This is a genomic window from Paraburkholderia sp. CNPSo 3281 (assembly GCF_024206515.1).
In the GTDB taxonomy this organism is placed as follows: domain Bacteria; phylum Pseudomonadota; class Gammaproteobacteria; order Burkholderiales; family Burkholderiaceae; genus Paraburkholderia; species Paraburkholderia nodosa.
In genome coordinates this window covers 279,785-300,703 of sequence record NZ_JAMBPS010000001.1, presented here as the reverse complement: position 1 = coordinate 300,703, position 20,919 = coordinate 279,785, and the positions used below count along the sequence as shown (strand labels likewise).

The 20,919-nt window shown below is 65.7% G+C and carries 16 protein-coding genes; 11 read left to right on the top strand and 5 right to left on the bottom strand.

What is annotated here, in order from left to right; translation table 11 throughout:
* Positions 1-25: 25 nt before the first annotated feature.
* Genes M3I56_RS01425 through M3I56_RS01415 form a run of 3 tightly spaced genes read left to right on the top strand, consistent with a single transcriptional unit; the run spans position 26 to position 6,104 of the window.
* Positions 26-1,288 (top strand): efflux RND transporter periplasmic adaptor subunit, encoded by a 1,263-nt coding sequence (locus M3I56_RS01425; RefSeq protein ID WP_254352186.1) that lies wholly within the window; start codon positions 26-28, stop codon positions 1,286-1,288.
* A 15-nt stretch (positions 1,289-1,303) separates the two neighbouring features.
* The gene (locus M3I56_RS01420) at positions 1,304-4,567 is read left to right on the top strand and encodes an efflux RND transporter permease subunit (protein WP_254352184.1); all 3,264 of its coding nucleotides are present in this window, start codon (positions 1,304-1,306) and stop codon (positions 4,565-4,567) included.
* A gap of 1 nt (position 4,568) precedes the next feature.
* The gene (locus tag M3I56_RS01415) at positions 4,569-6,104 is read left to right on the top strand and encodes an efflux transporter outer membrane subunit (RefSeq protein WP_254352183.1); all 1,536 of its coding nucleotides are present in this window, start codon (positions 4,569-4,571) and stop codon (positions 6,102-6,104) included.
* 147 nt (positions 6,105-6,251) lie between these two features.
* On the opposite strand, the gene M3I56_RS01410 is transcribed toward M3I56_RS01415, so the two are convergent.
* Positions 6,252-7,073 carry a helix-turn-helix transcriptional regulator gene (locus M3I56_RS01410; protein WP_254352182.1) on the bottom strand — a complete coding sequence of 274 codons (822 nt, stop codon included), beginning with the start codon at positions 7,071-7,073 and terminating at the stop codon, positions 6,252-6,254.
* A gap of 109 nt (positions 7,074-7,182) precedes the next feature.
* On the opposite strand from M3I56_RS01410, the gene M3I56_RS01405 reads away from it, so the two are divergent.
* Entirely contained in the window at positions 7,183-7,929 is a 747-nt protein-coding gene (locus M3I56_RS01405) for a glutamine amidotransferase (RefSeq protein WP_254352180.1), read from the top strand.
* 148 nt (positions 7,930-8,077) lie between these two features.
* On the opposite strand, the gene M3I56_RS01400 is transcribed toward M3I56_RS01405, so the two are convergent.
* The gene (locus M3I56_RS01400) at positions 8,078-9,532 is read right to left on the bottom strand and encodes a nucleobase:cation symporter-2 family protein (RefSeq protein ID WP_254352178.1); all 1,455 of its coding nucleotides are present in this window, start codon (positions 9,530-9,532) and stop codon (positions 8,078-8,080) included.
* Between the two features lie 609 nt (positions 9,533-10,141).
* Here M3I56_RS01400 and M3I56_RS01395 point away from each other — a divergent pair.
* Entirely contained in the window at positions 10,142-11,620 is a 1,479-nt protein-coding gene (locus tag M3I56_RS01395; protein WP_254352177.1) for a xylulokinase, read from the top strand.
* A gap of 202 nt (positions 11,621-11,822) precedes the next feature.
* On the opposite strand, the gene M3I56_RS01390 is transcribed toward M3I56_RS01395, so the two are convergent.
* From M3I56_RS01390 to M3I56_RS01380, 3 genes are read right to left on the bottom strand one after another with little or no spacing between them, the layout of a single operon-like run.
* Positions 11,823-12,605 (bottom strand): metal ABC transporter permease, encoded by a 783-nt coding sequence (locus M3I56_RS01390; protein ID WP_028205927.1) that lies wholly within the window; start codon positions 12,603-12,605, stop codon positions 11,823-11,825.
* Positions 12,598-13,563, bottom strand: coding sequence for an ABC transporter ATP-binding protein (locus tag M3I56_RS01385; protein WP_254352175.1), 966 nt, complete (start codon positions 13,561-13,563; stop codon positions 12,598-12,600). The genes M3I56_RS01390 and M3I56_RS01385 overlap by 8 nt, the downstream gene beginning before the upstream one ends.
* Positions 13,564-13,587: 24 nt before the next feature.
* Positions 13,588-14,571, bottom strand: coding sequence for a metal ABC transporter solute-binding protein (locus M3I56_RS01380; protein ID WP_254352174.1), 984 nt, complete (start codon positions 14,569-14,571; stop codon positions 13,588-13,590).
* 328 nt (positions 14,572-14,899) lie between these two features.
* Here M3I56_RS01380 and M3I56_RS01375 point away from each other — a divergent pair, with 328 nt between their 5' ends.
* The 6 genes from M3I56_RS01375 to M3I56_RS01350 all read left to right on the top strand — a co-directional run bounded on the left by M3I56_RS01375 (position 14,900) and on the right by M3I56_RS01350 (position 20,914).
* On the top strand, positions 14,900-15,703 hold the full coding sequence (locus M3I56_RS01375) for an L-iditol 2-dehydrogenase (protein WP_245623732.1): 804 nt from the start codon (positions 14,900-14,902) through the stop codon (positions 15,701-15,703).
* An 84-nt stretch (positions 15,704-15,787) separates the two neighbouring features.
* Entirely contained in the window at positions 15,788-17,122 is a 1,335-nt protein-coding gene (locus M3I56_RS01370; protein ID WP_254352172.1) for a sugar ABC transporter substrate-binding protein, read from the top strand.
* A gap of 144 nt (positions 17,123-17,266) precedes the next feature.
* A complete protein-coding gene (locus M3I56_RS01365; protein ID WP_042266247.1) occupies positions 17,267-18,211 on the top strand; it encodes a carbohydrate ABC transporter permease in 945 nt (314 codons plus the stop codon).
* Positions 18,208-19,077 carry a carbohydrate ABC transporter permease gene (locus M3I56_RS01360; RefSeq protein ID WP_254352170.1) on the top strand — a complete coding sequence of 290 codons (870 nt, stop codon included), beginning with the start codon at positions 18,208-18,210 and terminating at the stop codon, positions 19,075-19,077. Before M3I56_RS01365 ends, M3I56_RS01360 begins: the two co-directional genes overlap by 4 nt.
* Before the next feature lie 11 nt (positions 19,078-19,088).
* The gene (locus tag M3I56_RS01355) at positions 19,089-19,775 is read left to right on the top strand and encodes an HAD family phosphatase (protein WP_254352168.1); all 687 of its coding nucleotides are present in this window, start codon (positions 19,089-19,091) and stop codon (positions 19,773-19,775) included.
* A gap of 29 nt (positions 19,776-19,804) precedes the next feature.
* Positions 19,805-20,914, top strand: a complete 1,110-nt coding sequence (locus M3I56_RS01350) for an ABC transporter ATP-binding protein (protein ID WP_254352166.1) — start codon at positions 19,805-19,807, stop codon at positions 20,912-20,914.
* The last annotated feature ends 5 nt before the right edge of the window (positions 20,915-20,919 follow it).

Sequence of the window (20,919 nt, the reverse complement as noted above, 5' to 3'; positions counted from 1 at the left end):
GTCAGTTATAGACAGAGGTCGCTCCATGCGCGTCGAACGGGTTCCATTCCGCCTAATCAGTGTCGCGACGGCTGCCATCGTGCTCGCAGCCTGCGGGCAAAAGCAGTCGGCGCCGCCGCCGCAAACCCCCGAAGTGGGTATCGTCACCGTCCAGCCGTCCGCCGTGCCGGTCGTCTCCGAGCTTCCCGGCCGTACCAGTGCCTTCCTCGTCGCGCAAGTGCGCGCACGGGTGGACGGCATCGTGCTGCGCCGCGAATTCACCGAAGGCGCGATCGTGAAGGCCGGTCAGCGGCTCTACAAGATCGACCCCGCGCCGTATATCGCCGCGCTCAACAACGCCAAGGCCACGCTCGCCAAGGCGCAGGCCAACCTCGTCACGCAGAACGCACTGGTTGCGCGCTACAGGGTCCTCGTGCAGGCCAATGCGGTGAGCAAGCAGGACTACGACAACGCCGTTTCCGCCCAGGGCCAGGCCGCAGCCGACGTCGCCGCCGGCAAGGCCGCCGTCGACACCGCGCAGATCAATCTCGGCTATACCGACGTCGTTTCGCCGGTCTCGGGCCAGGTCGGCATCTCGCAGGTCACGCCGGGCGCCTATGTGCAGGCGAGCGCGGCCACGTTGATGTCGACGGTGCAGCAGCTCGATCCGATGTACGTGGACGTGACGCAGTCGAGCCTCGAGGGGCTGAAGCTGCGCCGCGAGATCCAGGAAGGTCGCCTGAAGACCAACGGCCCGAACGCCGCGAAGGTTTCGCTCGTGCTCGAAGACGGCCGCACCTATTCGGAAAAGGGCAAGCTCCAGTTCTCCGACGTCACCGTCGACCAGACCACGGGCTCGGTCACGGTTCGCGCGATTTTCCCGAACCCCGACCGCGTGCTGCTGCCGGGCATGTTCGTGCGCGCGCGCATCGAAGAAGGCATCAACAACAACGCGTTCCTCGTGCCGCAGGTCGGCGTGCAGCACGACCAGAAGGGCCAGGCATCGGTGTACGTCGTCAACCAGGACAACAAGGTCGTGCCGACGCCGATCACCACTGCGGGCACGCAGGGCCAGGACTGGGTCGTCCAGAGCGGTCTGAACGCCGGCGACCGCGTGATCGTTCAGGGCACGGACAAGGTCAAGCCGGGTGCGCAGGTCAAGCCGGTTGCCGCGCAGCTGCCGCCGCCGCCGCCGTCGGGCGCGCCTTCGGCTGACATGGCAACCGCTTCGGGCTATGCGAACGCCGCCAGCGCCGCATCGGGGCCGAAGGCTGCCTCGGCTGCACCTGCCGCCTCCGCAGCGCAATAACGGGGAGCCCGCTTCATGGCAAAGTTCTTTATTGATCGCCCAATCTTTGCATGGGTGATCGCCATCATTCTGATGCTCGCAGGTGTGGCGTCGGTGTTCACGCTGCCGGTCGCGCAGTATCCGACCATCGCACCGCCTTCCATCCAGATCAGCGCGAACTATCCGGGCGCGTCGGCCAAGACGGTGGAAAACACGGTCACGCAGGTGATCGAGCAGCAGATGAGCGGTCTCGACCACCTGCTGTACATCTCGTCGACTTCCGATGACTCGGGCACGGCCACGATTACGCTGACGTTCGCCGCGGGCACCAACCCGGACATCGCGCAGGTGCAGGTGCAGAACAAGCTGCAGCTCGCCACGCCGATTCTGCCGCAGGTGGTGCAGCAGCTCGGTATCAGCGTCACGAAATCGAGCAGCAGCTTCCTGCTCGTGCTCGCGTTCGTGTCCGAAGACGGCAGCATGACCAAGTACGACCTCGCGAACTACGTGGCGTCGAACGTCAAAGACCCGGTCAGCCGTATCGACGGCGTGGGTACGGTCACGCTGTTCGGCTCGCAGTACGCGATGCGCGTGTGGCTCGATCCAAACAAGCTCACGAACTTCCAGCTAACGCCAACCGACGTCACAGCGGCGATCACCGCGCAGAACGTGCAGATCGCGGGCGGCCAGCTGGGCGGCACGCCGGCGGTGGCGGGGCAGTCGTTCCAGGCGACCATCACCGAATCGACGCTGCTGCAGACGCCTGAGCAGTTCGGCAACATCCTGCTGAAGGTGAACCAGGACGGCTCGCAGGTGCGCCTGAGGGACGTGGCGCGTATTGGTCTGGGCGGCGAAAACTACAACTTCGACACGAAGTACAACGGTTCGCCGACGGCCGGTCTGGGCATTCAGCTCGCGACGGGCGCCAACGCGCTGCAGACCGCGAAGCTCGTGCGCCAGAAGATCGACGACCTCTCGAAGTACTTCCCGCACGGTCTCGTCGTGAAGTACCCGTACGACACGACGCCGTTCGTGCGCCTGTCGATCGAGGAAGTGATCAAGACGCTGCTGGAAGGCATCGTGCTGGTGTTCCTCGTGATGTACCTGTTCCTGCAGAACCTGCGCGCGACATTGATTCCGACGATCGCGGTGCCGGTGGTGCTGCTGGGTACGTTCGCGGTCATGGCAATGGTGGGCTTCTCCATCAACACGCTGTCGATGTTCGGCCTCGTGCTCGCCATCGGTCTGCTGGTGGACGACGCGATCGTGGTCGTGGAGAACGTCGAGCGGGTGATGGTGGAAGAGGGCTTGGGGCCGAAGGAAGCCACGCGCAAGGCCATGGGCCAGATCACCGGCGCACTGGTGGGCGTGGCGCTCGTGCTCTCCGCGGTGTTCGTGCCGGTGGCGTTCTCGGGCGGCTCGGTTGGCGCCATCTACCGGCAGTTCTCGCTCACGATCGTGGCGGCGATGGTGCTGTCCGTGCTCGTCGCGCTGATTCTCACGCCGGCGTTGTGCGCGACCATCCTCAAGCCGATTCCGAAGGGCCATCACGAAGAGAAGAAGGGCTTTTTCGGCTGGTTCAACCGCACGTTCGAGACGAGCCGCGACAAGTATCACAGCGGCGTGTACCACGTGATCAAGCGCTCGGGCCGCTGGCTCATCATCTACCTCGCGGTGATCGTCGCGGTCGGCCTGCTGTTCGTGCGCCTGCCGAAGTCGTTCCTGCCCGATGAAGACCAGGGCACGATGTTCGTGATCGTGCAGACGCCCGTGGGCTCGACCCAGGAAACGACGGCACGCACGCTCGCCAACATCCAGAACTGGTTGCTCAAGGACGAAGGCAGCATCGTCGAGTCGGTGTTCACGGTGAACGGCTTCAGCTTCGCGGGCCGTGGCCAGAACTCGGGTCTCGTGTTCGTGCGGATGAAGGACTACAAGCAGCGTCAGCACGCGGACCAGAAGGTCCAGGCGCTGGTGCGGCGCATGTTCATGCACTACGCGGGCTACAAGGACGCGATGGTGTTCCCGGTGAATCCGCCTTCGATTCCTGAACTCGGCACCGCGTCGGGCTTCGACTTCGAACTGCAGGACCGCGGCGGTCTCGGCCACGAGAAACTGATGGAAGCGCGCAACATGCTGCTCGGCATGGCGGCGAAGGATCCGACGCTCGCCGTCGTGCGCCCGAACGGCCTGAACGACACGCCGCAGTTCACGGTGGATATCGACCGTGAAAAGGCCGAGGCACTCGGTGTGACGGCGGCTGCGGTCGACCAGACCTTCTCGATCGCCTGGGCGTCGGCATACGTGAACAACTTCCTCGATACGGATGGCCGTATCAAGAAGGTGTACGTGATGTCCGATGCCCCGTTCCGCATGACGCCGGAAGACATGGGCCTCTGGTACGTGCGCAACAGCGCGGGCGGGATGGCGCCGTTCAGCTCGGTCGCGAAGGGCCGCTGGACCTTCGGTTCGCCGAAGCTCGAGCGCTACAACGGCATCTCGGCGGTGGAAATCCAGGGTCAGGCGGGGCAGGGCAAGTCGACCGGCCAGGCCATGACGGCCATGGAGCAGATCGCGGCGAAGCTGCCCGCGGGTATCGGCTACGAATGGACGGGCCTGTCGTATCAAGAGCGCCAGTCGGGCTCGCAGGCGCCGATTCTGTACGGCATCTCGATCCTCGTCGTGTTCCTGTGTCTCGCGGCGCTGTATGAAAGCTGGTCGATTCCGTTCGCGGTCATCATGGTGGTGCCGCTCGGCGTGCTCGGCGCGCTGCTGGCGGTTACCTTGCGTGGGCTCGAGAACGACGTGTTCTTCCAGGTGGGTCTGTTGACCACCGTGGGTCTGTCGGCGAAGAACGCGATTCTGATCGTGGAGTTCGCGCGCGACCTGCAGGCCGAAGGGAAGATGGGACCGATCGAGGCGGCGCTCGAAGCTTCGCGACTGCGTCTGCGGCCGATTCTCATGACGTCGATGGCGTTCATTCTCGGCGTGCTGCCGCTCGCGATCAGTAACGGCGCGGGTTCGGCTTCGCAGCACGCCATCGGCACGGGCGTGATCGGCGGGATGATCACGGCCACGTTCCTCGCGATCTTCATGATCCCGATGTTCTTCGTGGTGATTCGCGCGAAGTTCGCCGGCGAGAAGGAAGACGCGGACGTCGCGCTCCAGCACTACGAAGAGCACCACGCACACGACCATGACCAGGACAACGGCGCGAATGGCGGTGGCGCTCGCGGTCAGGGCGGCACGGGTGGCAACGACGGCAGCAACGGCGACGGCCCGGGCAAGGAAGGACATTGAGATGCATAAACTATCCGTAATTGCATTGGCTACCGCGCTCCTCGCGGGTTGCACGATGGAGCCGTGGTACCACCGGCCCGAAGCGCCGGTGTCGCAGAGTTTCCCGCAAGGCGGCGTGTACGCCACGCAGCCGGTTGCTGCGGGCGCGAATGGCCAGAACGGCCAGGCTGCCCCGAGCGCCAATGGCGCCGCGGCGACCGACATCGGCTGGCGCGAGTTCTTCGTCGATCCGCGCCTGCAGCAACTCGTGGACATCGCGCTGAAGAACAACCGCGATCTGCGCGTCTCGGTGCTCAACGTCGAGGCGGCGCGCGCGCAGTATCAGATCGTACGCGCCGATCTGTTCCCCGCGATCAACGGTGTGGGAACGGAAACGCGTACGCGCGTGCCGAGGAACTTTCAGACCACGGTGAACAACCCGTACAGCGTCTACAACGTGGGTGTGCAGGCTTCGTGGGAACTGGACTTCTGGGGGCGCATCCGCAGCCTGAAGGACCAGGCGTTGGCGCAGTACCTCTCGACGGCGTATGCGCGCAAGGCAGCGGAGATCACGCTGGTTTCGGAAGTCGCTGACCAGTACCTGACCATGCTTTCCGACGACGACCTGCTCAAGGTCACGCAGGAAACGCTCAAGACGGCGCAGGACTCGTACAACATCGCGAAGGCGCAGTTCGATACGGGCACCGGCACCGAGCTCGATTTGCGTCAGGCGCAGACGGTGGTCGAGAACGCGCAGGCCAACATGCAGGCGCAACTCCGGGCGCGCGCCCAGGCCGAAAACGCGCTCGTGCTGCTGATCGGCGAGCCGCTGCCGGCGGATCTGCCGCAAGGCCTGCCGCTCGACGGCCAGCCTCTGCTCAACGACATTCCGGCAGGCCTGCCTTCGGATCTGCTCACGCGTCGTCCGGACATCATGCAGGCTGAAGAGACGCTGCTCGCGGCAAACGCCAACATCGGCGCGGCACGTGCGGCGTTCTTCCCGAAGATCTCGCTCACGGCGGCGTTCGGCACCGAAAGCCTGTCGCTCGGCGGGCTCTTCAAGGCCGGCACGGCGGCATGGAGTTTCGCGCCGCAGATCACGCTGCCGATCTTCGAAGGCGGGTCGAACATCGCGAACCTGCAACTCGCGAATGTCGAGAAGCGCATCGAGATCGCCAACTACGAGAAGTCGATCCAGTCGGCGTTCCGCGAAGTGGCCGACGGTTTGGCTGCGCGCGGCACCTACGACGAGCAGATCGCCGCGCTCGAGCGCAGCACCTTTGCGAACCAGCGCTCGCTCACGCTTTCGGAACTGCGTTACAAGAACGGCGTGGACAGCTATCTGCCGGTGCTGGCCGCGCAGACCAGCCTCTACACGGCGCAGCAGTCGCTCGTCACGGCGCGTCTCGCGCGCCTGACCAACCTCGTCGATCTGTATCGCGCGTTGGGCGGCGGCTGGATCGCGCACTCGGGCGAGACGCCGCGCGAGCCCGATGCGCCGGCCGATTACGGCGCGGCCAGCGCGCCGGTGGCGGCTTCGGCTGCGACGGCGGGGTGATGCCCTTCGCTGCGTGTCGAACGCGTAAGCGCTTGATGTAGCAAACGGACGCCTCAGTCACTGACTGGGGCGTTTTCTTTGGCTTGGGATTGCTTTGGCAGAACGCCGCGGGATTTTTCGTGGCATTTTTTTCGGCTTACTACGCAGTCACATTATTCGCAGCGTTCCAGCGCGCCGATGATCGGTTCGAGGTTCGTGCTCTGTCTGAAAATATCGACTCGGCACCACGCCCATGATGCGCCGGAATACGGCGGCGAAGGCACTCGCGGAGTCGTACCCGAGATCGAGCGCAACCGTCGTGACTGGCTCGCCGCTCGCAAGCCGGGGCAACGCGGCGTGCACGCGCATGTGCTGCCGCCACTGTCCGAAGGTCATCCCCGCCTGCGCGCGGAACGCGCGCGCCAGCGTGCGCACCGAACTGTTCAGCGCGCTCGCCCACTGTTCGAGCGTGCGCGGATCGGAAGGCGTTTGTTCAAGCTCTCGCTGCATGGCAAGCAGCCGCGTGTCGCTCAACACCGGCAGGACCAGCGGCCGCGCGGTTGACCATTCGATCTCCGCAAGGGCGAGCGACGCGATCTGACCGTCCCGTCCAGCGGCGTCGTACTCGACAGGCATCTCAACCGCCCTCAGGATCAGTTCCCGCAAGAGCGAAGTCACGTCGATGGTGCCGGGCAGAGCCCCGGCGCCAGCGGGCAGCGACGCAGGATCGACGTACAAGGTCCGCACCGAGGTCGCGGTCTTGAAGTGGACCTCGTGCTCACATTCGGCAGGGATCCACATGGCGCGATGCGGCGATGCGAACCATGAGCGGTTGCCGACGCGAATCTCCATGACGCCGACCGGCGCGTAGAGCAGTTGCGCGCGAGGATGGCGGTGCAGGCCGCTCACGGCTCCGCGCTCGAATTCCTTCGCCATGGCGCCGACGGGCCTTGAGATCGTTTGATAGTCGTCTCGATTGGTGCTCTTCATGTTCGGTCCTGCTTGTCCGGTTTGGAGCAGCGGTTGGCCAAAATCGCGTAGCGAGGCCGCAGGCGCCACTCTACACTGCAGGCCCAATCGCACTTCGGCACTTGCTCACATGACGACACTTTCTTCCGCCACTGCCATCCGGACCGTCGGGGTAGTCAGACATGTTCACTTCGAAGACCTCGGCAGCTTTGCCGACGTGCTGTCTGAATCGGGCTGCGCCGTGCGCTATTTCGAGGCCGGAATCGACTCGCTACCCGACGAAGCGGTCAGCGCACCCGATCTTCTGATTGTTCTCGGCGGTCCGATTGGAGCCTACGAAGAGGCGAGCTATCCGTGGCTGGTCGATACGCTGCGCCTCCTCGAAGCGCGCGTGCGCGCCGACGCGCCGACCCTGGGTATTTGCCTTGGCGCGCAATTGCTGGCGCGCGCACTCGGCGCACGCGTCTACGCGGGCGATCGCAAGGAAATCGGCTGGTCGCCGCTCACGCTAACCGCCGAAGGCCACGCCTCGCCACTGCGGCGCCTTGCAGCGGAGCAGGCCTCGATGTTGCACTGGCACGGCGATACCTTCGCGCTTCCTGAAGGCGCTGCGCTCCTGGCGTCGACGGAGTCGTATCGCAATCAGGTGTTCTGCTATGGGCGCAACGTGCTGGGTTTCCAGTGCCATCCGGAAGTGCGCGCGCGTGAATTCGAGCGCTGGCTGATCGGTCACGCCGGCGAAATTGCGGCGACGCCAGGTGTCAGCGTGCAGCAGTTGCGCGAGGATACGCAGCGATATGGCAGCCGGCTCGAGCAGGCGGCCACGGCGATGTTCCGTGAATGGCTTGCGACGATACGCCCTCACGCCGAGCGCTGAGTCCGCAACGCGAGGACAAAAAAAGCGCCATGGTTTCCCATGGCGCCGAACCAGCAAAAGACCCCGCCTGCATGTGTGTGTAGATGGACACCTGCGAGCGGGGCACCTCTCGCGTCAACTCAATACGTTCAAACTCAGTTCGATCAACTCAGTGCGCGGCCGAGCGCGGCATTTCGTGGCCCGCATCCGGCGCCTGCTCCGCGTCGGGACGACCTTCGAGATCGTGCCCGGCGCGGCGGATCGCGCGCTCGGCGGCTTTCTCGCTCTTCGCACCGTTGAAGATCAGGTTCAGTACCACCGCCGAAACCGAAGCGAGCAGGATGCCGCTATGGAGCAGAGGCGAAAGCGCGGGCGGCAGCTTGGCGAAGAAGTGCGGCGACACCACCGGCACGAGGCCGAAACCCACGCTCACGGCCACGATGAAGAGGTTGTGCTGGTTCTTCACGAAGTCCACGCGCGATAGCACCTTGATGCCGTTCGCCGCCACCATGCCGAACATCACGATGCCTGCGCCGCCCAGCACGAAGGCGGGCACGGAGGCGACCATCTGCGCCATCTTCGGAAACAGGCCGAGCAGTACGAGAATCACGCCGCCCATCGCGCACACGTAGCGGCTCTTCACGCCCGTCACGCCGATGAGGCCCACGTTCTGCGAGAACGACGTATGCGGGAACGAGTTGAAGATGCCGCCGATCAGCGTGCCAAGGCCGTCCACGCGCAGGCCGCGCACGAGTGTGGCCTGATCGACGGGGCGCTCGACCATGTCGCCCACGGCGAGGAACATGCCCGTCGATTCGATGAAGGTCACGAACATCACGATCACCATCGTCGCGATCGGCAGGATGTGGAACTTCGGCATGCCGAAGTGGAACGGCATGACGATGCCGACCCACGGCGCGCTGGCCATGCCTTCGAGGTTCACGCGACCGAGCGCAAGCGCGATGGCAAAGCCCGCGACGATGCCGAGCAGCACCGAGATATTGGCGATGAAGCCGCGCCCGAACTTGTTGATGAGCAGGATCAGCATCAGCACGAGCAGCGAGAGGCCGAGGTAGATGGGGTTGCCGTAGTCGGGGTTGCCCACGCCGCCCGCGGCCCAGTTGATGCCCACTTCCATGAGCGAGAGGCCGATCACCGCGATCACGGTGCCCACCACGACAGGCGGGAAGAAGCGCAGCAGCTTGCCGATCATCGGCGCGATCACGATGCCGATCGCGCCCGCCGCGATGGTCGAGCCGAAGATATCGAGAAGGCCGAGCGAGGGATTGGTGCCGATGGCGATCATCGGGCCCACCGAGGCGAACGTGCAGCCCATGATCACGGGCAGGCGGATGCCGAAGATCCACAGGCCGAGCGTCTGGATCAGCGTGGCGATGCCGCAGGCGAACAGGTCGGCGCTGATGAGGAAGGCGACTTGCTCCTTCGGCAGCCCGATCGCGCCGCCGACGATGAGCGGCACGGCGACCGCGCCTGCGTACATCACGAGCACGTGCTGGATGCCGAGAGTCAGCAACTGGCTGAACGGCAGGCGCTCGTCGCAGGGGTGGACCTGTTTCTGACCAGACCGCTGGGCGGCCTGGTCCTCAATGCCCTTGGCTTGCATGTCGTCTGTCTCCGTCTCTTTGTTTGGGGATATGGCCTCCAAGGTATGCGGTAAGAAAATTTGCAACAAGACCGCTGGAGACTATTCCGTGCTTTCCGGCGACGATATGCGCGCGGAGCGATAGCCAGGCGACATAAGGGTGGGGTCGGCACGCGTGGGCCGCGCGCGGGGGCTTCATGGCGGCAACGCGTGACGCCGGTTCGGACCGCGCATGTGGCGGCGCAAGGCGGGAAGCCCCCTGTTTGCGGCGGTTGAGCGCCTTTGCGCGATGGACGCCGCGGCGCGGGCGTGGCGGTACCGAACCATGCCAGAGCGTGTGCGGGGGCGGCGAGCCCAGGCTGGCGATGCCCAACGGGTCATGTCACATATGGCCGCGCCGTTATGATCTCTATTTCGAATGCGGCATGTGAGCCATTTTGCATCGCGCGCTCGCCCACCGGGTTAACCCGCGAATGGACGTTTTTCGCGTCGAAATCGGCTGTGTTGCGCGCGGGTTCGCGGCAAGTTTGAAGGCCCCGCTTAACGCGCGTCCGGCGCCGGGGATGTCGCCGCGCATCTCGCCGGTATGATTGTTTTTCCCGTCCTCACCCACCTCGCACATCGTTTCCCATGAGCCCATCGCAGACGCGTTTTCTCGGTATCGACCTCGGCACCGGTTCACTCAAGCTCGGCATCATCGATGCCGACGGCGTCGAGCGCGCCGCCGCGAGCGTGGCCTACGCGCTCGAAACACCGCAGCCCGGCTGGGCCGAGATCGCCGTGGATCGCTGGTGGGACGCGCTCGTCGCGGCCTGCGCGCGACTGCCCGAGGGCGAGCGCGCCGCGGTGCGTGGAATCGGCTTTTCCGGACAAATGCATGGCGTCGTGCTCACCGACGAAGCGGGCCGCGCGTTGCGCCCCGCAATGCTCTGGCCCGATACGCGAGCGCATGCGCTGCTCGAAGCGTGGCCCGACGACCCCGAGCATCCGCAGCCCAACCCCGTTGCGCCCGGCATGGCGGGGCCGCTGCTGCGATGGGTCGTGCAGCACGAGCCGCAAGTCGCGAAAGCCGCGCGCTGGGCGCTGCAACCGAAAGACTGGCTGCGCGTGGCGCTGGGTGGCGAGTTCAAAGCCGATCCTTCGGACGCCTGCGCGACCGCGCTCGCCGCACCCGATGGCGCGTGGGAATTCGCGCTGATCGAGCGCCTTGGTTTGGCTTCGCACTGGTTCGCGCCGCTTGCTGCATCTTATGAAGCGAGCGGCACACTAAGCGCAGCGGCTGCACAGGCCCTCGGGCTGCCCGCCGGCATCGTGCTCGCGACGGGCGCGGGCGACACGCCTTGCGCCGCGTTCGGCAGCGGCCTGGCCGACGAAGGTGACGCGCTCCTCACGACGGGCACAGGCGGACAGATCGTCGTGACCACGCGCAGCGAGCCACCCGCGCGGCGCGGGCTGCATCGCTACCGCTCGGCGACGGGCGGCTGGTACACCATGGCCGCCATGCAGAACGTGGGCGTGGCGCTAGAAGCGGCACGCGGCTGGCTGGCCTACGACTGGGCGCCGGCTTACGCGGATGCGTTCGCCGTGCCGCCATCGGCGACGCTCGCGTTCCTGCCTTACCTGAGCGGGGAACGCTCTCCGTGGCTCGACCCTACGGCGCGCGGCGGCTGGCTGGGCGTGTCCCTTGGCGACTCGCGCGGCACGCTCATGCGCGCCGCGTTCGAGGGCGTCGCGTTCGCGTTGCGCGCGGGCCTCGACGCCGTGCGCAGCACCCGTGAAGCCGCCGATGGAGGGAGGCGAGATGCGCGCAGTGTTGCGACGCTCAAGCTCGCGGGCGGGGGCTCCGTGGACGCGCGCTGGCGGCAGTTGCTCGCCGACACGCTCGACGCGGACCTCTACGCGATCGACTGCCCGAACGCAGCGGCGCGCGGCGCCGCGATGCTGGGCGGCCTCGCCTGCGGGCACTGGCGCATGAGCGACCTCGCGGCGCTTGCGCCGGCTGCGACGCAGGTGGCGTCGCCGCGCGAGGACGCCGCGCTCGCGCAGCGCTATGCACGCTTCATCGATCTGTACGGCCGCGTTCGAACCTGGTTTGCACCGGCATCGTGATGAGGCGTATCGACATCACCGATCGTACAACTGACCGATGGCGGCGCCGACTATTCGTCCGAATGCATCGGCAGCACGAGGGTGACGCGTCAGGCACTCGAAAGTCGATTCGCTCGGTCGTTCTCTACTGAGCGAGGCATAAAAGTAGAAAAGGCGTTGCCACCGCGAGGGGCGACGCCTTTTTCATTGCACGTACAACGTTCTAGCGACGACCGATCAGACTCGCGCCGTAGACGAGCGCGGCGAGCGCGGTGATCCAGAAGCTGGTGGGCCAGTCGGTGTAGAACGCGAGCGTCACGCCGAGCCACGCTTGCACGAGCGCGAGCAGCGCGGCGAGCACGAGGCCGGTGGACAGTCGCGTGGTGAGATTCTGCGCGGCGGCGGCCGGACCGACCATCAGCGTAAAGACGAGCAGCACGCCGACGATCTGCGTGCACGCGGCCACCGCGAGCGCGGCGATGGCGAGGAACAGCATCGAGACTGCGCGCAGCGACACGCCCTTCGCTTCGGCGAGTTCGGGCTGCAGCGAGGCGAACAGCAGCGGCCGCATGATGGCGGCCAGCGCCGCCAGGCTCGCCACGGCGAGGGCGGCAAGCACGCCGAGCGTCTCGCGGTTCACGCCCAGGACGTTGCCGAACAGCAGCGCCGTGACCTGCGTGGCATACGACGTGAAGAAGTGCAGAAACAGCAGGCCGAAGCCGAGCGCGAGCGAAAGAATCACGCCGATCGCCACATCGCGGCCCGCGAGCTTTTCGCCGAGCGCGCCCATTGAAACGCCGGCGGCGAGCGTGAAGCCCACCATGCCCCACATCGGCGAAACGCCTAGCAGCACGGCGCCCGTCGCGCCCGTAAAACCCACGTGCGAGAGCGCGTGGCCCGCGAAGGTCTGACCGCGCATCACGAGGAAATAGCCCACCACGCCCGCGAGCACCGCGACGATGCCCGACGCCGCGAAGGCGTTCACCATGAAATCGTATTCAAGCATCGTGCGTGTGGCCGTGTGCGTTGTCGTTGTTGTTGCCGTGGGCGTGACCGTGATCGTGCGCGTGGCCGCCGTGGTCATGGCCATGGTCGTGCTCATGCTCGTGGTCGTGCTTTTCGACTTCCACGTCTCCTGACATCACGAAGATGCGGCCCTTCATGCGCATCACTTCGATAGGCGAGCCGTAGAGGCGCGAGAGCACGGGCGCGGTGATGACTTCATCCACGCTGCCGAGCGCGGCCACGCCGTTGCCGAGATAGAGCACGCGGTCGAGCGCGTTGAGGAGCGGATTCAACTCGTGCGCGGAGAACAGCACCGCGATGCCCAGCTCGCGCTGCACGCGGCGCACGAGTTCGACCACGCCGCGCTGGTGGTTGGGGTCGAGGCTGATGAGCGGCTCGTCGAGCAGCAGCAGCTTCGGGTCGCCGAGCAGGCATTGCGCGAGCAGCAGGCGCTGGCGCTCGCCGCCCGAAAGCTCCGAAAGCGGGCGATCGGCCAGCGCGGTCGCCCCCACGAGGTCGAGCACGCGCGCAACGTCGGCGCGCGTGGCGGCGTCGGCGCGCGGCAGGCCCCAGCGGTGGCCGTCGGCGGCCATCGCCACGAAGTCGCGGCCGCGCACGCGGCGGCTCGCGAGCGCCGTGCGCGTTTGCGGCATATAGCCGATTTTCGCGTTGCCGCGCGCGACCGGCTCGCCCAGCACGCGGATCGCGCCGTGCGAGGCCGGCACGAGGCCGAGAATGGCACGCATGAGCGTGGTCTTGCCCGCGCCGTTCGGCCCGAGCACGCCGATGAATTCGCCCTGGTTCACCGCGAAGTTCGCGTCGCGCAGGATCGTTCGTTCGCCGAGCGTCAGCGTCACGCCCGCTAGCGTGAGCACAGGCGCGGGTGCGCGGTGCGTGCCGTTGCGCTGTCCAGTTTGCTGTGAAGCGATATCGGTGGGCGAAGGGCCGGCCCCGGTCATGACGTCTGTCCTTGCTGAATACGGTTAGTGTTGCCCTGGTGTTCCCACTGCCAGCGCCTTGTCGAGCGAGTCGAGCTGCGCGAGCATCCATTGCTGGAAGTTCACGCCGGCCGGCTGCGTCTCGGTCACGCTCACGGAGGGCACCTTCGACTGCTTCGCCAGCGCCAGCATGCGCCGCGTGAGCGCCTCGGTCGCCTGGCTGTTATAGATCAGCACGCGCACGCGGCGCTCGCGCAGGTCGCGCTCGAACGCGGCGATGTCCGAGGCGCTCGCCTCGGTGTCGTTCATCGTCGCGAGCTGAAAGCGCAGGTTGCGCATGTCGAGGCCGATCGCATCCGACATATAGCCGAACACCGGCTCCGTGGCCGTGACGGGCTGCCCCTGGTAGCGCGCGCGCAGCGCCGCGACCTTGGCGTCGACCGGTTGCAGCGAGGCGAGGAACGTTGCCAGGTTGGCATCGTACACGCTCTTGTGCGCGGGGTCCGCTGCGCCGAGCGCGGCGCTCACGGCGCGCGCCACGGCGGGCATGGTCTTCGGGTCGTACCAGAGGTGCGGATTGTCGCCCGCTTTCTTGCCGACGAGGTCCGCCGCGACGATCGTCGTGCGGCTGGTGCCGCTTTTGCCAGCCCCGGTGGCGCCGAGCAGCCTGGTCATCCACGGGTCGTAGTCGGCGCCGTTGTACACCACCACGCGCGCATTCTCGAGCGCGCGGGCGGTCTTCGGGCTGGCCTCGAAGAGGTGCGGGTCCTGGTCGGGGTTGCTCAGGATGCTCGTCACGTCCACGTAGTTGCCACCGATCTGCTTGACGACGTCGCCATAGAAGTTCTCCGCCGCAACAACGGGAATCGTGGCGCTGCCAGCCTGCGCCGCCAGGGCCGCGCTCGCGCTGCCGAAAGTGGTGCCCAGCGCGAGCGCCAGCCCGGCCGCGAAGCGCGCGAGCGTGACGCGACGGCGCGCGCCTGTTGTGGCAGGCCGGGGCGGGCAGTTGGCGCGGCTGAACGTGATCATGGTTCTATCCTTGTCTATAGGGAGCCTGAAAGCGGGCGAGGGCGCGTCGGCGTCGCGAAGGCGAGATGATATAACGTATCACTTTAATTGGCGAGTCGGCTCGGCATCCGCTTAGGGGGCCGGATCTGAAGGCGGCAGCCAGTCGAGGCTTGCGCGTCGCACCATCGAAATCTCGGCCAATCGCGTTTGTTCGCCTTGACAGTCTCCGACTCGTATCCGATCATTCGATCAACGACAGAGCAAATGCTCACATGTCGGGCGATCGCTCAGCTGCTCCTCTGGACTGTCTGCCGGGCGCGCCCCGCACGAACGAAATTGGAGACAACCTGTGGCACACACCGCGACCCCAGCGGCCGGACGTTTGCAGGACAAGGTAGCCGTGCTGACTGGCGCGGCGAGCGGCATTGGCGAGGCGGTCGCGCAGCGCTATCTGGACGAAGGCGCGCGCTGCGTGCTCGTCGACGTGAAGCCCGCCGGGTCCGTCGCCCCAACGCTTGCCGCCGCGTACCCCGAGCGCGTGCTCGCGCTCTCCGCCGACGTCACCGGCCGTGAAGACATCGATCGCATCGTGGAGAGCGCGGTCGAACGCTTCGGCCGCATCGACATTCTCTTCAACAACGCGGCGCTCTTCGACATGCGCCCGCTCCTCGACGAATCCTGGGACGTGTACGACCGCCTCTTCGCGGTGAACGTGAAGGGCATGTTCTTCCTCATGCAGGCCGTGGCGCGCCGCATGGTCGAGCAGGGCCAGGGCGGCAAGATCATCAACATGTCGTCGCAGGCGGGCCGCCGCGGCGAAGCGCTCGTTTCCCACTACTGCGCGACCAAGGCCGCTGTGCTGAGCTACACGCAGTCGGCGGCGCTTGCGCTCGCGCCCCATCGCATCAATGTGAACGGCATCGCGCCGGGCGTGGTGGACACGCCGATGTGGGAGCAGGTCGACGCGCTCTTCGCACGCTACGAGCATCGTCCGCCCGGCGAGAAGAAGCGCCTCGTCGGCGAGGCCGTGCCGCTCGGGCGCATGGGCCTGCCCGAGGATCTCACGGGCGCCGCGCTCTTTCTCGCCTCCGCCGACGCCGATTACATTACCGCGCAGACCCTCAACGTCGACGGCGGAAACTGGATGAGTTGACCTTTCCCGCAACCCTTGCACAACGCATCACGACAGCAGCACGGCTGCAGCAAGACATAACGCAACGAACAAGGAGACAACGTCATGAAGCCAGCAATGAAGACCGCCGCAAAGTGCATAAGTCGAGCGGTGAGTGCGGGTGCACTCGTCGCCGCGGCGAGCGCCGCGCACGCGCAGACCGTCACAATCGCCATGTTGAACAACCCGGACATGATCGAGCTGAAGAAGCTCTCGCCGGCCTTCGAAAAGGCCAATCCGGGCATCAAGCTGAACTGGGTGATTCTCGAAGAAAACGTGCTGCGCCAGCGCGCGACCACTGACATCACGACCAACAGCGGCCAGTTCGACGTGATGATGATCGGCACCTACGAGGCGCCGCAATGGGGCAAGCGCGGCTGGATCATGCCGATGACGAACCTTCCCGCGAGCTACGACCTCGACGACGTGGTGAAGACCGCGCGCGACGGCCTCTCGTACAACGGCACGCTTTACGCGCTGCCGTTTTACGTCGAAAGCTCGATGACGTATTACCGCAAGGACCTGTTCGACAAGAAGGGCCTCAAGATGCCCGAGCAGCCGACCTATGACCAGATCAGGGACTTCGCCGACAAGCTCACCGACAAGTCCGCCGGCACCTATGGCATCTGCCTGCGCGGCAAAGCCGGTTGGGGCGAGAACATGGCGTACGTGACGACGGTCGCCAACACCTTCGGCGGCCGCTGGTTCGACGAGAAGTGGCAGGCGCAGCTCACCTCGCCCGAGTGGAAGAAGGCGGTGAACTTCTACGTCGACATGCTGAAGAAGGACGGCCCTCCGGGAGCGAGCTCGAACGGGTTCAACGAAAACCTCACGCTGATGTCCTCGGGCAAGTGCGCGATGTGGATCGACGCGACGGTGGCGGCCGGCATCCTCTACAACAAGCAGCAGTCGCAGGTGGCCGACAAGATCGGCTTCGCGGCCGCGCCGACCGAAGTCACGCCCAATGGCGCGCACTGGCTGTGGTCGTGGGCGCTCGCTGTGCCCAAGTCGTCGAAGTCGCAGGACGCCGCCAAGAAGTTCATCGAATGGGCCACGTCGAAAGAGTACGTCCAGATGGTCGCGCAGGACGAGGGCTGGGCTTCGGTGCCGTCGGGTACGCGAATTTCGACCTATCAGAATCCCGAGTACAAGAAGGCCGCGCCGTTCTCCGATTTCGTGCTGAAGGCGATCCAGACCGCCGATCCGAATCATCCGACCGCGAAGCCGGTGCCGTACACGGGTATCCAGTTCGTCGGGATTCCTGAGTTCCAGTCGTTCGGTACGGTCGTGGGCCAGAGCGTAGCGGGCGCCGTGGCGGGACAGATGAGCGTCGATCAGGCGCTTACCGCCGGTAATGCCGCTGCCAACCGCGCCGTGGCGCAAGCCGGGTATCAGAAGTAACTGCGAGAAGTCAGGCTGCGCCGTTCAGGCAGCCAGCGTAGTAGCGCGAGCGCGCGCCGGGCCACCCGGCGCGGCGCGCACCCTCGCGACAGCCGATGCCGCGCCGTGCCTCGCACAGGCGCGCAACCGAGAAGGGTGGTCCTCATGCGTCATCTCCATCTCCCCATGCCTATATTCAATCGAGCGCGCACGCCACAGAAACCGCAGCAGGTCGAATCGCGCCGCTCGGCCTCACGCTGGCTCGTGTCGCCGTCCGTCGCGGTGCTGCTGCTGTGGATGACGATCCCGCTCGCGATGACGATCTGGTATTCGTTCACGCGATACAACCTGCTGAATCCCGATCTCAAGGGTTTCGCGGGCTTCGACAACTACAGGTTCCTCGCCACCGATCCCTCGTTCGTGCCGTCGATCGTGCACACCATCGAGCTGATCGTGGCGGTGCTCGTGATCACCGTGGTCGGCGGCGTGCTGATGGCGGTGCTGTTCGACCGCAAGTTCATCGGTCAGGGCGTGGCGCGCCTGTTCGCCATCGCGCCGTTCTTCGTGATGCCCACGGTGAGCGCGCTGATCTGGAAGAACATGATCCTGCATCCGGTGTACGGCCTCGTGGCCATCGCCATGCGCTCGATGGGCATGACGCCGATCGACTGGTTCGCCGTCTATCCGCTCACTGCTGTCATCATGATCGTGGCGTGGCAGTGGCTGCCATTCGCGTTCCTCATTCTCTTCACGGCGATCCAGTCGCTCGACCAGGAGCAGAAGGAAGCTGCGAAGATTGACGGCGCGGGCCCCATTGCGTTGTTCTTCTACATCACGCTGCCGCACCTGCGGCGCGCGATTGCCGTTGTCGTGATGATGGAAACCATCTTCCTGCTGTCGATCTTCGCCGAGATCTACACGACCACGGGCGGCGGTCCCGGCAACGCGACCACCAACCTCACTTACCTGATCTACTCGATGGGCCTGCAGCAGTTCGACGTGGGCATCGCTTCGGCTGGCGGCATTCTCGCCGTCGTGCTGGCGAACATCGTGTCGTTCTTCCTCGTGCGCATGCTCGCGCGCAACCTCAAAGGGGAGTACGAAAAATGAGCCAGATTACCGCTACGCCCGCGCAATCGCCCGACGCGGTCAAACATTCGTCGCCGCTGCAGTTCATCGGGCGCGTGCTGCCGGGGTTGCTTGCCTGGCTGATCGCGATCGCGCTGTTCTTCCCGATCTTCTGGATGATGATCACGGCGTTCAAGACCGAGCAGCAGGCCTATATTCCGACGATCTTCTTCCAGCCGACGCTCGACAGCTTCAGAGAGGTGTTCGCGCGCAGCAACTACTTCGCGTTCGCGTGGAATTCGGTGCTGATCTCGGCCGGCGTGACGATCGTCTGCCTGATCTTTGCCGTGCCCGCGGCCTACGCGATGGCGTTCTTCCCGAACAAGCGCACGCAGGGAATTCTGCTGTGGATGCTTTCCACCAAGATGATGCCCTCGGTGGGGGTGCTCGTGCCGATCTACCTGCTGTGGAAGAACTCGGGGCTGCTCGACACCGTGAGCGGACTGGTGATTGTCTACACGCTCATCAATTTGCCGATCGCAGTGTGGATGGCGTACACGTACTTCAACGAGATTCCCAAAGACATTCTCGAAGCCGGGCGCATGGACGGCGCGGCCACCTGGCAGGAAATCGTCTATCTGCTCATGCCGATGGCGGTGCCGGGGCTGGCATCCACCGCGCTGCTCTTGATCATTCTTTCGTGGAACGAAGCGTTCTGGAGCATCAACCTCTCCAGTTCGAACGCCGCGCCGCTTACGGTGTTCATCGCGTCGTATTCGAGTCCTGAGGGGCTGTTCTGGGCGAAGCTCTCCGCGGCATCGCTGCTCGCGGTCGCGCCGGTGCTGATCGTCGGCTGGCTTTCGCAGAAGCAACTGGTGCGCGGCCTCACCTTCGGGGCAGTCAAGTAATGGCCAATGCGATGTCCATTCAAGCCCTGATCTGCGATTGCGACGGCGTGCTGATCGACAGCGAAGCCGTGGCGGCCCGCGTGCTGGTGCGCGAGCTCGAAGCGCGCTGGCCTGGCGTGAACGCGGCGCCCGTCGTCATGCCGCTGCTCGGCCAGCGTATCGAGCGTGTGCTGGGCGGCGCGGGCGACGCGCTTGGGCGCAGCCTCACCGCCGCCGACGTCGATGCGATCCGCACCGTGGCCGAGGCCGAAGCGCGTGAGGCACCGCTGTTCCCGGGCGTCGTGGCGGCGCTGGAAGCCGTAACGCTCACCAGGGCCTGCGCGAGCAACAGCTACACGGCGGTGGTGCGTGAGGTGCTGGCGCGCAACGGACTCGATCGCTTCTTTGGCGCGCGCGTGTATTGCGCGGATATCGTCGCCCGGCCGAAGCCCGCGCCCGACGTCTATCTCGCGGCAGCGCAGGGCATGGACGTCGCGCCCGCCGCGTGCCTCGTGGTCGAGGACAGCGTGACGGGCGTGAGCGCGGCGCGCGCGGCCGGCATGACGGTGCTCGGCTTCGTGGGCGGCACGCACGTGGGCGGCGACGCGCACGCGCACGAGTTGCGCGAAGCGGGTGCGAGCGAAATTTTCGACGACATGACGACGCTGCCCGCGCGGGTGGCCCACTGGATGAACCAGGCGCAAACGCGTTCGAACTGAACCGGTTTGCACAGAAACGGAGACACATCATGGCAAGCGTGATCCTCAGAGACGTACTGAAGCGCTACGACGACAACGAAGTGCTGCGCGACGTGAACCTCGATATCGGCGACGGCGAATTCGTCGTGTTCGTGGGCCCGAGCGGTTGCGGCAAGACCACGCTCATGCGCATGATCGCGGGGCTGGAGGACATCAGCGGCGGCGATCTGATGATCGACGGCACGCGCATGAACGACGTGCCGCCGGCCAAGCGCGGCATCGCGATGGTGTTCCAGTCGTACGCGCTGTATCCGCACATGACGCTGTACGACAACATGGCGTTCGGCCTCAAGCTCGCGGGCGCGAAGAAGCCCGAAATCGACGCGGCCGTGAAGAACGCCGCGAAGATCCTGCACATCGACCATCTGCTCGACCGCAAGCCCAAGCAGCTCTCGGGCGGCCAGCGCCAGCGCGTGGCGATCGGGCGGGCGATCACGCGCAAGCCGAAGGTGTTCCTGTTCGACGAACCGCTCTCGAACCTCGACGCCGCGCTGCGCGTGAAGATGCGCCTCGAATTTGCGCGCCTGCACGACGAACTCAGGACGACGATGATCTACGTGACGCACGATCAGGTCGAAGCGATGACGCTCGCCGACAAGATCGTCGTGCTCTCGGCGGGCAATGTCGAACAGGTCGGCAGTCCGAACCGTCTGTATCACGCGCCGGCGAATCGCTTCGTGGCGGGCTTCATCGGCTCGCCGAAGATGAATTTCCTCGACGGCACGGTGCAGCAGATCGGCAGCGACGGCATCGTCGTGCGCTACGAAACGGGTGATACCCAAAAGGTGGCCGTCGACCCGGGCAACGCGCGTGAGGGCGACAAGGTGACGGTGGGCATCCGCCCCGAGCATCTGCACGTCATGACGGGCGCGGAAGGCGTGAGCGCAAAGGCGATGGCGGTCGAGTCGCTCGGCGACGCTGCTTACCTCTACGCCGAATGTCCGGTTGCGCCCGATGGCCTGATCGCGCGCATTCCGCCGCTGGAGCGGCACGAGCGCGGCGAGGCATTCAAGGTCGGCTCGACGCCCGATCATTGCCATCTCTTCAATGCGGATGGCCTGGCGTTCGAGCGTCGCTTCGCGCAGCAACTGGCTGCGTGATTTCA